12 protein-coding genes are annotated in these 13,546 nt (G+C 74.1%); 3 read left to right on the top strand and 9 right to left on the bottom strand.

The features are described from left to right. Positions 1–7: 7 nt before the first annotated feature. Entirely contained in the window at positions 8–1,039 is a 1,032-nt protein-coding gene (locus tag ACZ7LK_RS08345; RefSeq protein ID WP_392272246.1) for a glycoside hydrolase family 18 protein, read from the bottom strand. Between the two features lie 120 nt (positions 1,040–1,159). Between ACZ7LK_RS08345 and ACZ7LK_RS08340 the strand changes: the two genes are divergently transcribed. Beyond that, positions 1,160–2,863 carry a coiled-coil domain-containing protein gene (locus ACZ7LK_RS08340; RefSeq protein ID WP_471139085.1) on the top strand — a complete coding sequence of 568 codons (1,704 nt, stop codon included), beginning with the start codon at positions 1,160–1,162 and terminating at the stop codon, positions 2,861–2,863. A gap of 43 nt (positions 2,864–2,906) precedes the next feature. Here ACZ7LK_RS08340 and ACZ7LK_RS08335 read toward each other — a convergent pair whose 3' ends face one another. From ACZ7LK_RS08335 to ACZ7LK_RS08305, 7 genes are all read right to left on the bottom strand, one after another. Further along, on the bottom strand, positions 2,907–5,444 hold the full coding sequence (locus ACZ7LK_RS08335) for a SpoIIE family protein phosphatase (protein ID WP_471139083.1): 2,538 nt from the start codon (positions 5,442–5,444) through the stop codon (positions 2,907–2,909). A 148-nt stretch (positions 5,445–5,592) separates the two neighbouring features. Continuing rightward, positions 5,593–6,021: an ATP-binding protein gene (locus tag ACZ7LK_RS08330; RefSeq protein WP_392272249.1), complete on the bottom strand. Its 429-nt coding sequence runs from the start codon at positions 6,019–6,021 to the stop codon at positions 5,593–5,595. A 192-nt stretch (positions 6,022–6,213) separates the two neighbouring features. Beyond that, on the bottom strand, positions 6,214–6,696 hold the full coding sequence (locus ACZ7LK_RS08325; RefSeq protein ID WP_471139080.1) for a (deoxy)nucleoside triphosphate pyrophosphohydrolase: 483 nt from the start codon (positions 6,694–6,696) through the stop codon (positions 6,214–6,216). 43 nt (positions 6,697–6,739) lie between these two features. Beyond that, positions 6,740–6,919, bottom strand: a complete 180-nt coding sequence (locus tag ACZ7LK_RS08320; RefSeq protein ID WP_392272251.1) for an SPOR domain-containing protein — start codon at positions 6,917–6,919, stop codon at positions 6,740–6,742. 221 nt (positions 6,920–7,140) lie between these two features. Continuing rightward, on the bottom strand, positions 7,141–7,893 hold the full coding sequence (locus ACZ7LK_RS08315; protein WP_392272252.1) for a GntR family transcriptional regulator: 753 nt from the start codon (positions 7,891–7,893) through the stop codon (positions 7,141–7,143). A gap of 182 nt (positions 7,894–8,075) precedes the next feature. Beyond that, entirely contained in the window at positions 8,076–9,119 is a 1,044-nt protein-coding gene (locus ACZ7LK_RS08310) for a DUF4190 domain-containing protein (protein WP_471139076.1), read from the bottom strand. 353 nt (positions 9,120–9,472) lie between these two features. Beyond that, on the bottom strand, positions 9,473–11,047 hold the full coding sequence (locus tag ACZ7LK_RS08305; RefSeq protein ID WP_392272254.1) for a S8 family peptidase: 1,575 nt from the start codon (positions 11,045–11,047) through the stop codon (positions 9,473–9,475). Positions 11,048–11,239: 192 nt separating this feature from the next. Between ACZ7LK_RS08305 and ACZ7LK_RS08300 the strand changes: the two genes are divergently transcribed. Both ACZ7LK_RS08300 and ACZ7LK_RS08295 read left to right on the top strand, forming a co-directional pair. Next, the gene (locus tag ACZ7LK_RS08300) at positions 11,240–12,343 is read left to right on the top strand and encodes a threonine synthase (protein WP_471139074.1); all 1,104 of its coding nucleotides are present in this window, start codon (positions 11,240–11,242) and stop codon (positions 12,341–12,343) included. A 106-nt stretch (positions 12,344–12,449) separates the two neighbouring features. Then, positions 12,450–12,698 (top strand): SCO4226 family nickel-binding protein, encoded by a 249-nt coding sequence (locus tag ACZ7LK_RS08295; protein WP_392272256.1) that lies wholly within the window; start codon positions 12,450–12,452, stop codon positions 12,696–12,698. A gap of 63 nt (positions 12,699–12,761) precedes the next feature. On the opposite strand, the gene ACZ7LK_RS08290 is transcribed toward ACZ7LK_RS08295, so the two are convergent. Continuing rightward, positions 12,762–13,520: a DUF4232 domain-containing protein gene (locus ACZ7LK_RS08290; RefSeq protein WP_471139071.1), complete on the bottom strand. Its 759-nt coding sequence runs from the start codon at positions 13,518–13,520 to the stop codon at positions 12,762–12,764. Between the last annotated feature and the right edge of the window lie 26 nt (positions 13,521–13,546).

Below are 13,546 nucleotides of genomic sequence, written 5' to 3'. Positions count from 1 at the left end.
CGGCGCCTCAGTGCCATCCCGCCCGGTACGCCGCCCAGTCCTCCTCCGTGGCGGCGAAGTCGACGTACAGGGCGACGCCGAACCGCTCGCGGTCGTGGTCCGTGCGCCCCAGCCCCAGCCGGGTGCCACGGACCGCGGCGGCGACGGTCTCGGCCGCGTCGTGATGGCCCAGGTCGTCCTCGTGGAAGAACGGCAGGCCCATGAGCAGGTCGGTGTCCTCGGGGGTGACCTCCAGGGCGAGTGAGGTCTGCTGGGCGACGTAGCCGCCGTACATCCCCTCCAGCGGCATCCAGGTGTCGTACGACATCACGGCTATCTGGTCGACCCGGCGGGCCACCTGGCCGAAGAACTCCTGCGACCACCACTTCTCGCTGCCGCTCAGCGCGCCGTTCACCGCGTGCGCCGCCGGGAGCGGGTCGATCTGGTGGGCGGCGACCGACAGGGGCGCCTCGCGGGCCCTCGTCAGCTCGCCCAGGTCGTCCAGCAGGCTCAGGTAGTGCCGGTCGCCGGACAGCAGCGGCTCCAGGTCGAAGTGGACGCCGTCGAAGCCCGCGTCCAGGACCTGCCGCGCCGAGCGCACGACGGCGGCGCGGGACGCGGCCCGCTCCAGCCGCAGCCCCTCCGGCCCCTCGGTGGCCAGCACGTCACCGAGCCAGGCGTGGACCCGTATCCCCGGCATCGTGCGGTGCACGGAGTCGATCAGCCACCTCGCCCGCGGGTACCGCCCGGCGGGCAGGCTCCCGTCGTGCTCCAGCGGCCCGGCGTGGACGTACAGGTCCCGGATGCCGGTCCCCTTGATCCGCGCGGCGAACGCGGCGAGATCGGCGTCCTTCTTCCGGCCGTCCACCCAGGCGTGCCCCAGCCAGACGGCGTCCTTGCCCCGGGTCTTCGTCCCCTCCCGCACCTCCCCCGCGTAGTTCATCCGCAGCGCCGCCCCGGCGGTCAGCGGGGGCAGGACGACCAGCAGGAGCAGCGCCAGTGCGATCCGCCTGGGCCACCGGAGCCCCGGACCTCGCCACTTCGCCCTCAGCGCACGCATGTTCACAACGAACCCCCCGTCAGCGGTGCCGAACGATCTCCACCCTAAGGGTCGCCACTGACAGTGACGATCGGCGCCGGGTCGCGTGCGGACAAAGCCCGACATAGCCTCACGCATGTGATGCGGAGCGCCACTCTGGCCTTCCTCGCCGTACCCCTCTGTGCACTGGTGGCGGCGTGGTCGCCGGCTGCCCTGCCCGGCACCCCGCGCGGGCAGGGGTCCTCCGGCGCCGATCTGGTCCTGCCCGTGGCGGTGCTCGTCGCGGTCGCCGCCGTGGCGGCGTACACGTACGCCAAGCGCCGTCGGCGCACCGCCACCCGCACCACCCCGCACGGCGGACACGACCGGTGGGAACCGGCCCCGGCGCGGCCCTCCCCGGACGAGCCGGACGCCCGCGCCGGACGGCTCCTCGCCGATACGGACGAGGCGGTGCGCACGAGCGAGGAGGAGCTGGGGTTCGCCCTCGCGCGGCTCGGGCGGGAACCGGCGCGGCCGTTCACCGAGGCGGTGGCGTACGCGAAGGGCGAGCTGGCCGAGGCCTTCCGGCTGCGCCAGCGGCTCGACGAGGAACGCCCGGAGGACGAGGCGACCCGCCGCCGCACGCTGGAGGAGATCGTCGCGCGGTGCGAGGAGGCCGGCCGGCGGCTGGACGCGGAGGCGGAGGCGTTCGACCGGCTGCGCGCCCTGGAGCGGACGGCGGGGGAAGTCCTCGCCGCGGCCCGGGAGGAGTTCCGCGCGGTGCGCGGCCGGGCCGACCTGGCGGAGGCGGGACTCGTCGCGATGCGCGAGCGGTACGCGGAGTCGGCCGCCGTGCCGGTGGCGGAGGGCGCCCGGCGGGCCAGGGAGCGGCTGCTGTTCGCGTCGGCCGGCCTGGAGCGGGCCGCGGAGGCGGTGGACGGGGGCGATGCCGCCGCCGCGGCGGTCGGTGTACGGGCCGCCGAGGGGGCCCTCCACCAGGCGGCGCTGCTCGTCGACGCGGTGGACCGGCGCGCGAGGGAACTGGCGGAGGCGGCGGGGCGGCTGCCGACCGTGCTCGCCGGCACCGAGGCGGACCTGGCCGAGGCGGGCGGGCTGCTGGAGGGGGCGGCGGGGGCGCCCCCGGCCGGGCTGCGGGGCCGGGCCGCCCGCGCCGAGTCGGTCGTCACCGACGTACGGGCGGCGGTGGCGGACGGACGGTACGACCCCATCGACGCGCTGCGCCGGGTCGGGGAGGCGGGCGCCGCGCTGGACGAGGCCCTGGCGGCCGCGCGGGAGGACCGGGGCGCGCGGCGGGCGGGCGCACTGCTCGACGCGGCGCTGCTCACGGCCGGCTCGGCGGTGGAAGCGGCCGCGGACCACCTCGCGGCGCACCGGGGAGCCGTGGGCGCCCTGGCCCGTACCCGGCTCGCGGAGGCGCACCGGCGGATGGAGCGGGCGCGGGAGCTCGCGGAGGGGTACCTCGCGACGGGGGACCTCGCGGCGGGTGGCGCGGAGGACGCGCGGGAGGCGGCGGCCGAGGCCCGGCAGGCGGACGCGCTGGCCCGGCAGGCTCTGAGCCTGGCCGAGCAGGACGTACGGCGGTTCGCTCCCCCGGGCGGCGGACCCCCCGACGGCGATGCACCCCCCGACGGGCTGGGCGGGGCGGTGCTCGGCGGGATCCTGCTGCGCGGCGAACCGGGCGGCACCGGCGGCGCGGGCGGCGACGACCCGCCCGGGGCCGATGGCGGCGGTGGCCGGGCGGACGCGCGGTACGGCGGCGGGCCCGGTCGCTTCGGTGGCCGGAGGACGCGCGGCCGGCTGGGCGGGGGCGACCGGTTCCGCCCCGGCCCCTCCTCCGGGACATGACGGCCGCGCGCGGCGCGGACGCGCCGCGCCGCGCGAGCGGGCGTCAGAACATGCTCAGGAGCTGGTCGACGGTCGGTTCCTTCATGGCGTCACCGTCCGGCAGCGGCAGTTCGAACCAGACCGTCTTGCCGCGCGGTGTACGGCGGGAGCCCCACCCGGCGCTGAGCAGCCCGACGAGCTGGAGGCCGCGGCCGCCCTCGTCGGTGTCCCGCGCCCGCCGCCGCCGGGGCTGGACCAGGCCCGCGTCCCACACCTCGCAGACGAGGGAGCGGTCCCGCAGCAGCCGGAGCCGTATCTCGCCCTCGCCGTACCGCAGCGCGTTGGTGACGAGCTCGCTGACGAGGAGTTCGACCGTGTCGACGAGCGGCTCCAGGTCCCAGGCGGTGAGCTGTGCTCGGGCCAGCTCCCTGGCGCGCCCCACCGAGCGCGGCTCGCGGGGCATCCGCCAGTCGCCGACCGCCTCGGCGGGCAGCCCCTGGATACGGGCCATCAGCAGCGCGATGTCGTCCTCGCCGTGCCGGGTGTCGAGGGTGTTCAGGACGTGGTCGCAGACGTCCTCCAGCGGCCGTGCCGGATCGGTCAGCGCGCTGCGGAAGGCCTGCATGCCCTCGTCGAGCGGGTGGTGGCGGGACTCGACGAGCCCGTCCGTGTACAAGGCGAGCAGCGCGCCCTCGGGGAGTTCGACCTCCACCTCCTCGAAGGGCTCGCCGCCCACGCCGAGCGGCATCCCCGGCGGTACGTCGAGGAGCAGGGCCTCCTCACCGGGTTCGACCAGCACCGGCGGCAGGTGGCCGGCGTTGGCGAAGGTGCACCGGCGGGTGACCGAGTCGTACACGGCGTAGACGCACGTCGCCAGGTAGACCTCGGACAGCTCCGGGCCGCGCGCCGCGGCGACCCGGGAGGCCTGTCCGCCGCCCGTGGGCGTGCCGAGGCCGCGGGCGATCTCGTCGAGGTGGGAGAGGACCTCGGCCGGTTCCAGGTCGAGCTGGGCCAGGGTGCGTACGGCGGTGCGCAGTTCCCCCATGGCGACGGCGGCCCGCAGCCCGCGCCCCATGACGTCGCCGACGACCAGGGCCGTGCGGTGGCCGGGTAGCTGGATGACGTCGAACCAGTCGCCGCCCACCTCGGTGGCGGTGTTGCCGGGCAGGTAGCGGCAGGCGATGTCCAGACCGGCGGCCTCGGGGTCGCCGGGCGGGAGCAGGCTGCGCTGGAGGATCAGGGCCCGCTCGTGCTCCCGCCGGTAGAGGCGGGCGTTGTCGATGCAGACCGCCGCGCGGGCGGCGAGCTCGACGGCGAGCGCCCGGTCCCGCTCGCCGAAGGGCTCACTGCCCTTGGTGCGGGAGAACTGCACCAGGCCGACGACGGTGTCGTGGGCGACCATCGGCACGACGAGGGTGGACTGGACGAGGCTGCCGTCGGCGCCGGGCACGGCGCGCAGCCGTCCGGTGCGCAGGGCGTCGGCGCACGGCGAGTTGAAGGGGTAGCGGTGGATGGCGCCGACGTCCGTGGACGCCGTCTCGCAGCAGCCGGACGCGGAGCCGGGGTTGACGAGGGGGGCGTCCGAGACGGCGCTGGCGAAGGCGACCCGGCGCAGTTCGGCGCTGGACCCGTCGGCCCGCCCGGGCGGCGCCTCGTCCCCGCTGAGCAGTCCCTGGTACAGGTCGACGGAGGCGAGGTCGCAGAAGCCGGGGACGGCGACGTCGAGGAGCTCGCGGGCGGTGGTCTCCAGGTCGAGGGAGTTGCCGATGCGGGCGCTCGCCTCATTGAGCAGGGCGAGGTTGCGGCGGGCGTTGGCGGCCTCGCGGGCGGCGATCTGGCGGCGGGTGACGTCCGTGCCGAGTCCGGCGACGCCCACGGGCCGGCCGGAGCCGCTGTGCACCCGGTAGAGGTTGATCGACCAGTGCCTGCGGTCGGTGCTGCCGGGCACCGCGCCGGTGAGCTGGAGGTCCGTGACGGACTCGCCGGTCTCCAGCACCCGGCGCAGCGCGGCGGTCATCCGCTCGGCCTCGGGGCGGGAGAGGTAGTCGTGGACGGTGCGCCCGCGGTGGTCGTCGGCGGAGCCGCCGAAGACGGTCGCGAAGCGCTGGTTGGCACGCTTGACCGTCAGGTCGGTGTCGAACAACAGGAAACCGAAAGGTGATTGACCGAAAATCGCCTGCGCGGCGGCGAGATCGGTCTCCATGCGCCGCAGGGCCCGGACGTCGACGACGATGCAGAGCGCCGCCCTCTCCCCGCGCTCGGTCTCACTGGGCATCACATAGACCTCGGCGATGCCGCGCGGCCTGCGCTCACCCGGCAGCCGGAACGGGACGAGTCCCGTCCACTCCTTGCCGTCCAGGATCTCGGAGACCTTGCGGTGACCGCGCGGCCGCAGCTCGGCGGGCATGAACGCCTCGACCGGGTCCTTGCCCCTGACCTCCTCGGCGGGAATGCCGAACAGGTCGGCGGCGCGAAGGCTCCACTGGTCGACCAGCCCGTCGGGGCCGATCGAGAAGGAGGCGACCCGTATGTAGTCGTAGATCGAGCCAGGCGGACTGCTCTGCCACACGACGCTGTTCGCCGTCTCGGATATCTCGCTCACGCGACCGTCCCCTCCAGCTCACCGCACCGGACCGGCCATTCCCGCAGTATTCAGCACTACGGCCCCCGTCGGCACGCCGTTCACGATCACAGGGTGGTCTCGTTCGTTTTGAGCCGAGCCCGAAGGTGATCGTTGTCCCTTCACTCTTCTAACCAGGCAGGGCCAGCTCGAACCACACGGTCTTGCCCGACCTGCCCTTTCGGGTCCCCCAGCGGCGGGCGGAGCACGCGACCAGTTGCAGCCCCCGGCCGCCTTCGTCGTCCGGGCCGGCGGGGCGCTCCAGGGGCGGGTCGGGGAGCGGGTCGGAGACCTCGACGAGGAGCGCGGGGTACAGGGGGAAGGGCTCGTCACCGGGGTGCACCAGGACCAGCCGGACCCCGATGGGACCGAAGGCGTACCGAAGGGAATTGGTCACCAGCTCGCTCACGAGCAGCACCGTCACATCGCCGACCATCGCGTCCAGCCGCCAGGCGCGCAGGGTGTCGCGGACCGCGTGGCGGGCCGCGCGTACAGCGTCGAGTTCAGCCGGAAAGGTCCACTCGGCGCACTCGCCCTCGGTGTCGATCACGCCGACCACTTCCCAGACCCAGCGGCTGACCCCACGTCCAATTTCGGTGGGTTAATCAGCACATACCCGATATTTGGGGCGGGCTATCGCGGGAGTGGGCGCATCGTGGCACGAACGGCGTACACCGCGACCGCGCACCCCTTTTCGAGATCCCGCCTCCCGAGCGCGCCGAGGCGCTTCCGGCGTACGCGGCGGGCGCGCTCAGCCGGCGGCGCGACCGGTGGCCGGGTCGGTGGCCGGGTCGGCGTGACCGGAGGCCGGGTCGGTGGCCGGCTCGGCGGGGGCGGGCTGAGCGGGGGGCAGTAGACGGGCCACCTCCGCCACGGCGGGACGGTCCTGATCCAGCCAGTCGACGGTGTCCAGTTCGTGGCGGAACAGCCAGCGCAGCTCGTCGTGGTCCTCCAGCGGGAGCGGCTCACCGGAGACCAGCCGGGCCGTCCACACCCGCAGGACGTAACCGGGCGCCAGCGGCCATTCGCCGGGGATCCGCTCACCCGGCTCCGTCTCCACGCCCAGCTCCTCGCGGAGCTCGCGCACGAGGGCCTCCGGTCCCGTCTCGCCCGGCTCCAGCTTGCCGCCGGGCAGCTCCCAGCGGCCGGCCAGCTCCGGAGGGGCGCTCCGGCGCGCGGCCAGCAGCCGCCCATGGTCGAGGACGGCTCCGGCCACCACCACACGATCTGTCATGCGCCGGAGCGTAACGCGCGCCGGCCGGCACCCTCGCCGTCGGTCAGCCCGCGGGCTGACCGACGCGCTCCACCCAGTAGAGCTTGTCGGGTCCGGGCGTATCGAGACTGTCGGCGATCTTCTGCGCCTCGTCCCGGGTCGCGTACCTGCCCACCCGGTACTGGTTGCCGTTGTCGTCCTGCCGAATCACCAGCCAGGGAAGGACCGCGCCACTCTCGCTCATCACGCCTCACCCTCCGCCGGCCTGCCCACTTCTAAGCTTCTCCACGAAACCGCAATGCGCATATGCACGAGCTTACGCCTGACCTTTACTGAGCGGATACGTGTTTTCACGAAGAGGTACGCATCCGGCCAGCGAACCGGTGCGCCAAGGGGGCGCACCCGGCCGGGTGCGCCCCCTTGCACGGAACCGCGCCGATCTGAAAACCCGTCAACCGCCGCCGCTCAGCGCACCGGCAGGTGGTACGCGATTCGGTAGCGGTCGGCCGGCACCACGACGTCGGCGGTCTCGACGGCCCTCCCCGAGGCGTAGTAGGTCCGCTCCACCACCATCACCACATGGCCGGGCACACCGCCGAGCGTCAGGAGCTCCTCCGCGAGGCCCGGGCGGGCGCCGACCTCCTCCACCACGTTGTCCACCACGACGTCGATGGCGGCCATCCGCTCCACGACCCCGCAGCCGCCCAGCGGGCCCTCCTCGGGCAGCATCACGGGCGTCCGCCCGGTGAGGGTGAGCGGCTCCCAGGAGGTGGAGAGCATCATCGGCTCGCCGCCGTCCCGGAAGACGTACCGCGTGCGCATCACCCGCTCCCCCGGCTCGATGCCCAGGCGCCCGGCGACCTCACGGCTCGCCGGCTCCTGCTCGCTGCCAGACTCCCAGGTGCCGCGCGCCCCCTCGGCCGCCTGCTCCTGCCGGAACGGATTGGCCCCGGCCGTCAGGCCGTACCCGGAGCGGGCGATCCGGCGCGGCACGGGGCGCTCACGGACGTACGTCCCGGAGCCCGAGCGGCCTTCGACGAGCCCCTCGGCCATCAGGACCTTGCGGGCCTCCAGGGCCACGGTGTCCGAGACCCCGTACTCCTGACGGATACGGGCCTGGGAGGGCAGCCGGGTGTGGGGCGGGAGCGAGCCGTTGACGATCTTCTCCCGGAGATCGCTCGCAACGCGCAGATAGGCGGGCTGCTCACCGAAGGTCACTGGCCACTCCCATCAGGTTGACAGACAGCAACAGCGTGGCAACCGACGGTTGCCCGCCGCAAGCATGGGCCAAGGTTTCACTCGAAGTGATGACCGCCGTTTGAGCCCCAGCTCACCGTGGGTATCGCCGCCCGGTCCGCCGCCCCGGGCCCGAGAGGCGAGCCGGGCGCTGCGGGGGTCCGTCAGGCCGTGCCCTCGGCTCCCGTGGCGTCGGCCGGGGGCGTGACGTCCAGCTTCAGGGCGCCGCGCGCCGTGGCGCCCAGGTCGGCGGGGAGCCCGTCGTAGGCCGGCTCGTAGTGCTCCCAGAAGGTGTCCGGGTCCTTGGCGTCCGCCATCCTCGTCCAGTGCTCACGGACGGTCTCCAGCTCCTCGGCCAGGTCCGCCACCGGGCGGCGCGCAGCGGCCGGCCACGGGTGGGCCCGCAGCTCCGCGACCGTCGCCGTGAGCGTCGACGAGACCTTGCGGGCCCAGGCCACGTTGGCCTCCCGGTCCTCCTCGACATCGGCGTCCGGCTCCTCCATGAGGGCCGCGTCGATCCGGTTCACCGGCTTCAGGTAGGCGAGCTGGTGCGCGTCGAGGGTCTTCTCGTCGCCGCGGACCGAGCCGGTGAGCTTGCCCTTCTCGGCCGCGAAGGCGCACGTCACGGTGCGGTCGCCGATCGCCCAGCTCTCCTTGCTCGGCTGGTAGTAGTACATCCACGCGTGGTCGGGAACGGCCCAGGTGTCGAGGGCGTACGCCGTGTTGAGCCGGTCGCAGCGCTTCTCGGCGATCGGCTCGATGGGCTTGTCGCCCGGCCAGGCACGGAACTCCGTGATCTTGAAGCCGCCGGTTATCTCCCCGTCGTGCGGCTCGGCGCAGTCGACGATCGTGACGTCGACGGCCTCCGCCTCGACGGCACCGCCCGGGCTGTCGAAGCACTGCCCCTTGTGGAGGTCGAAGGCGGATCGCGAGCGCGACACCTCGTCGGCGGCGTCCCGCACGCCGTCGTAGACGTCACGGAACGCCCCGGTGGTGAGTCCGACCACCACCAGGAGGGTGCTGACCAGCGAGAGGGCCATGCCGGTGACGGCCAGCCCGGTGCCCCGCTCGCCCCGCCCGCGGATCCGTCCCAGCGCGAACCCGCCCAGGACCATGCCGAGCGGGGGCACCAGGCACACGATCCCGGTGACCAGGGAGGCGATGGCGAGCCCGTTGACGCTCGCTCGGGGCGGCTGCGCGGCGGGCACGCCGTAGAACGGGGCGGGCGCCTGGGGGTACGGCGCCTGGGGCGGGGGCCACCCCTGCGGAGGCCCCTGGGGGGATCCCTGGGGCGGGCCCTGGGGCCCCTGGGAGGACGGTTCCACGGTTCTCGGTGCTCCTGTCGGGGGGGCGGGACGAATCGAATGCGCGCGCGGCTGGCGCATCGTACGCGGTGCGCGACAGGAGGCGGAACGCCGTACGGAGGCGGAACGGGGTACGGGCCGGAACGCCGTACGGGGCCGGAACGGGAGGAGCGGTCACCGCGGGGATGACCGCTCCTCGTCACACGCTCACGCGCGCTCGCTCACGCGCGCTCGCTCGTCCGCGCTCGCTCCCTCCCTCAGAACTGGAGGGCCCAGGAGTCGATCCTCCCGGTGTCGTAGTTCGCGTTGTCGCTCACGCGCAGCTTCCACGTGCCGTCCGCGACCTCGGAGGAGGCGTTGACCGTGTACGTGGTGTTGATGTTGTCGGCGCTGCCGCCGGTGCCGTACCCCTTGAGCGTGTACGCGGTGCCGTCGGGCGCGATGAGCTGCACCTGGAGGTCACCGATGTACGTGTGAACGATGTTCACGGGCACCTGAAGGGCGGACGGGGCATTGCCGGTGACGCCGCTGACGGTGATCGGCGATTCGGCGGTCGCGTTGTCGTTGATCGCGTAGTCGGCGGTGTTCTCGAAGCGCTTCCCGGGCGGCGTGGTGCCGCCGTCGCCCACGTACAGCAGGCGGTTCGGGGAGCCGGTGCCCGGGTTGCCCACGACGCCGGTGGTCGCGGCGGAGGTGAGCGCGGTGGCGACCTGCGACGGGGTGGCCGTCCGGTTGTTCGCCAGGTAGAGCGCCGCGGCGCCCGCGACGTGCGGGGTCGCCATCGACGTACCGGAGATGGTGTTGGTGGCGGTGTCGCTGGTGTTCCAGGACGAGGTGATGGAGGAGCCGGGTGCGAACAGGTCCACCAGGCTGCCGTAGTTGGAGAAGCTGGAGCGGGCGTCCGTGTTGGTCGTCGAGCCGACCGTGATGGCCTCGGCGACGCGGGCCGGCGAGGAGTTGGACGCGTCACGGCCGTCGTTGCCGGCGGCGATGGCGTACGTGACGCCGGAGGCTATGGAGTTGCGGACGGCGGTGTCGAGGGCGGAGTCCACGCCACCGCCCAGGCTCATGTTGGCGACCGCCGGCTTGACGGCGTTGCGGGTCACCCAGTCGATGCCGGCGACGACCTGCGCGGTGGTCCCGGAGCCGGAGTTGTTGAGCACGCGCACGCCGACGATCCGGGCCTTCTTGGCCACGCCGTAGGAGGACCCGGCGACGGTGCCGGCGACGTGCGTGCCGTGACCGTGGCCGTCCTGCGCCGTGTTGTCGTTGTCGATGGCGTCGTAGCCGTAGGAGGCCCGCCCGCCGAAGTCGCCGTGCGTGATGCGTACGCCGGTGTCGATGATGTACGCGGTGACGCCCTCGCCCGCCGGCTCGGGGTAGGTGTAGCTCTGGTTGAGCGGCAGGGCGCGCTGGTCGATCCGGTCCAGGCCCCAGGACGGCGGGGACGGCTGGGTGCCGGTGACCGTGAAGACGCGGTTCTGGACGACGGAGTCCACGGCCGGGTCGGCGGCGAGCTTCTTCGCCCGGTCCTCGGTGAGCTGGACGGCGTAGCCGTTGAGGGCGGAGGTGTACGTCCTCTCGATCTTGGCCCCGTAGCGGGCGGCGACGGCCTTGCCCGCCGTGGACTCGGCGTCGGCGGCCGATTCGTCGAGGGTGACGATGTAGCTGCCCGCGATGGCGCCGGGGGCACCGGCGTTCTCGATCACGCCCTCCGGGGCGGCCGCGGCCGCGGTGGCCGGGAGAGTGGAGAGGGTGCCGAGCGCGAGGGCGGCGACGACGGTGGCGCCGGCTGCGGCCAGTCTTCGCCGCGGGGTACGCATCACTGACATGTGAGGGGTCCTCCTCATTGGTGGTGCGTTGCTGTGGGGGTTTTCGGCAGGGGCATGACAAACAGCGCCGCCGTGTACGCGGCGTTGCCCGAATCCGTCTGCCGAGCGAAAGGTTGACCGATCCATAGGAATCCCACAAGGGTCCTGACGCTCCGGTAACACGGCCGCCATACGCGTGACATGCTGGCTCTCATGAGCCTGTCGGCGGGCTACGTATGTCCGGTGTGCGGTACGCGATCACCCGTATCCGCGCTGACCTGGTGCTGCCCCGGGTGCCGGGGCCCCTGGGACCTGGATTTCACGGCCGGACCGGTGCCCCGGGCCTCGCTCGCCGGCCGGGCCGGTTCGATGTGGCGGTACGAGGAGGCCCTGCCGCTGTCCGACCCGTACTGCACCCTCGGAGAGGGCCGCACCCCTCTGATCCGCCTCACGGACACGGTGTCGGCCAAGCTGGACTTCCTGATGCCCACCCTGTCGTTCAAGGACCGGGGCGCCGTCATGCTCGCCGAACTCGCCCGCCGCCTCGCCCCGCGCCGGGTGATCGCCGACAGCAGCGGCAACGCGGGCACCGCCGTGGCGGCGTACTGCGCCCGCGCGGGACTGGACTGCGCGGTGTACGTCCCCGAGGGCACCTCCACCAAGAAGCTGGAGCAGATCCGCGCCCACGGGGCCCGGCTCACCGTCGTCCCCGGCGACCGCGAGGCGGCCGCCCGGGCGGCCCGGGAGGCCGCCGGCGAACCGGGCACCTTCTACGCCTCGCACGTCTTCAACCCGTACTTCCTGCACGGCACCAAGACCTACGTGTACGAGATCTGGGAGGACCTCGGCGGCCGGCTGCCCGGCACGCTCGTCGTCCCCGTCGGCAACGGCACCCTCCTGCTGGGCGCCGCCCTGGCCGTCGCCGAGCTGCATCGGCACGGCCTGATCCGCTCACGCCCCGCCCTGGTGGCCGTTCAGGCGGAGGCGGTGGCACCGCTCGCGGAGGCGTTCCGGACCGGTGCCGACCGGCCGGCCGCGCCCGCCCCGGCGCGGCCCACCCTCGCCGAGGGCATCGCCATCCCGGACCCGCCGCGCGCCCGCCAAGTCCTCCGCGCGGTCCGCGAATCGGGCGGCACGTTCCGCACGGTGACGGAGGAACAGATCCGGGCCGCCCAGCTCGACCTGGCCGCGCGCGGGCTGTTCGTCGAGTCGACGGGCGTGGCCTGCTGGGCGGCGGTCACCGCCGAGCCGCGCGACGGCGACGTGGTGGTGCCGCTGTGCGGCGCGGGCGCCAAGTCGGGGCTCGCCCCCGCCTGAGCACCACCCGGCCCCGGCAGCGGCCCGGCCCGCGCGCCGCCCGGCGGTGGCGGGTGCAGCATGGAAGAGGGGCCGAAACCGACCACCTATCGGAGGTGCGGGAGCCATGGCCACGTACATGGACGTCCACCGGGGAATGAAGGGCATCACGTCCGAGCAGCTCGACGAGGCGCACCGGGCGGATCTCGCCATCGAGAAGGACGAAGGGGTGCACTTCGAGCACGCCTGGGCCGATCCGGAGTCGGGCACGGTGTACTGCCTGTCCACCGGCCCCTCCGCGGACGCGGTGAAGCGCATCCACGAGCGCACCGGCCACTCCCCCGACGAGATCCACGAGGTGACGCTGTCGGTGTGACGGCCACGGCCGACGGGGGTGCGCCGGGCGCGGCCGCTCCCCCGGCGGACGCGGCGTCCGGGCTCAGAAGTCGTCCGCGCCGTTGCGCAGCTCGGGCGTCCAGTAGCCGGTCTTGGCGGCGGCCTCGTCGACCGCGAGTCCCCCGGCGGGGACGGCGACGGTGTCACTGCCCTCGGCCGGGCCGTCGGCGGCGAACAGGTTCACGGTGAAGCCGGTGACGACCTTCGTCTCCTCGTCGACGCCGCCCAGCGCGACCCGTACGTTCGCGTACGCCGGGGCGCCGGGCTCCAGGACGACCGGGGCCGCGGGCTTGCTCTTGGCCACGGCGGAGACGTTCCGGGCGGTCTGGATCTCGCCGAAGGCGATCAGCGGGTACCCCAGGAGGCGGCAGGTCCGCCCGGACGTGTTGGTGGCGGTGAGGACGATGTGCTCGGTGGGCGTCTCGTCCGCCTTCCGCATGGTGACGGCCACGTCCTGGTAGGTGCAGACGGGGGCCTGCCCGGAGGGCTTCGCGGCGGTGCCGGCAGCGGCGCCCTTGCCCGTGGAGGCGGCCCGGCCGCCGGTGCCCCCGCCCGCCGTGCCCGTACCGCCGCCGGTGGCCGTGGCGGAGGTGGCCGTTCCGGAGCCCGAGCCGCTGCTACTGGTGCCGGTTCCGGTGCCCGGTCGCGCCGCGCCGGTGGTGCTGGCCGCGGCCCCGGCGTCCTGGGCGCCCGTTTCGCCGCCGCCCCCGCAGGCGGTCAGCCCCAGCGAGAGGGCGACGGCGGCCGTCGCGGCCAGGACGGTATTCGTGCGGTTCGTGCGGTTCCTGCGGTGGTGACGCATGGTGGTTCTCCCCCGTTGCGGTCGGT

The organism is Streptomyces sp. NPDC039423 (assembly GCF_055598725.1).
Note: the sequence above shows the minus strand (reverse complement) of the source record. Positions and strands in the feature narration are given on the sequence as shown.

What these genes read in the sequence shown, in the direction of transcription:
- ACZ7LK_RS08325 (WP_471139080.1), bottom strand. Translation starts at nt 6,696, where the DNA reads ATGACAGATCGTGTGGTGGTGGCCGGAGCCGTCCTCGACCATGGGCGG.
- ACZ7LK_RS08290 (WP_471139071.1), bottom strand. Translation starts at nt 13,520, where the DNA reads ATGCGTCACCACCGCAGGAACCGCACGAACCGCACGAATACCGTCCTG.
- ACZ7LK_RS08320 (WP_392272251.1), bottom strand. Translation starts at nt 6,919, where the DNA reads ATGAGCGAGAGTGGCGCGGTCCTTCCCTGGCTGGTGATTCGGCAGGAC.
- ACZ7LK_RS08340 (WP_471139085.1), top strand. Translation starts at nt 1,160, where the DNA reads ATGCGGAGCGCCACTCTGGCCTTCCTCGCCGTACCCCTCTGTGCACTG.
- ACZ7LK_RS08345 (WP_392272246.1), bottom strand. Translation starts at nt 1,039, where the DNA reads ATGCGTGCGCTGAGGGCGAAGTGGCGAGGTCCGGGGCTCCGGTGGCCC.
- ACZ7LK_RS08305 (WP_392272254.1), bottom strand. Translation starts at nt 11,047, where the DNA reads ATGTCAGTGATGCGTACCCCGCGGCGAAGACTGGCCGCAGCCGGCGCC.
- ACZ7LK_RS08300 (WP_471139074.1), top strand. Translation starts at nt 11,240, where the DNA reads ATGAGCCTGTCGGCGGGCTACGTATGTCCGGTGTGCGGTACGCGATCA.
- ACZ7LK_RS08295 (WP_392272256.1), top strand. Translation starts at nt 12,450, where the DNA reads ATGGCCACGTACATGGACGTCCACCGGGGAATGAAGGGCATCACGTCC.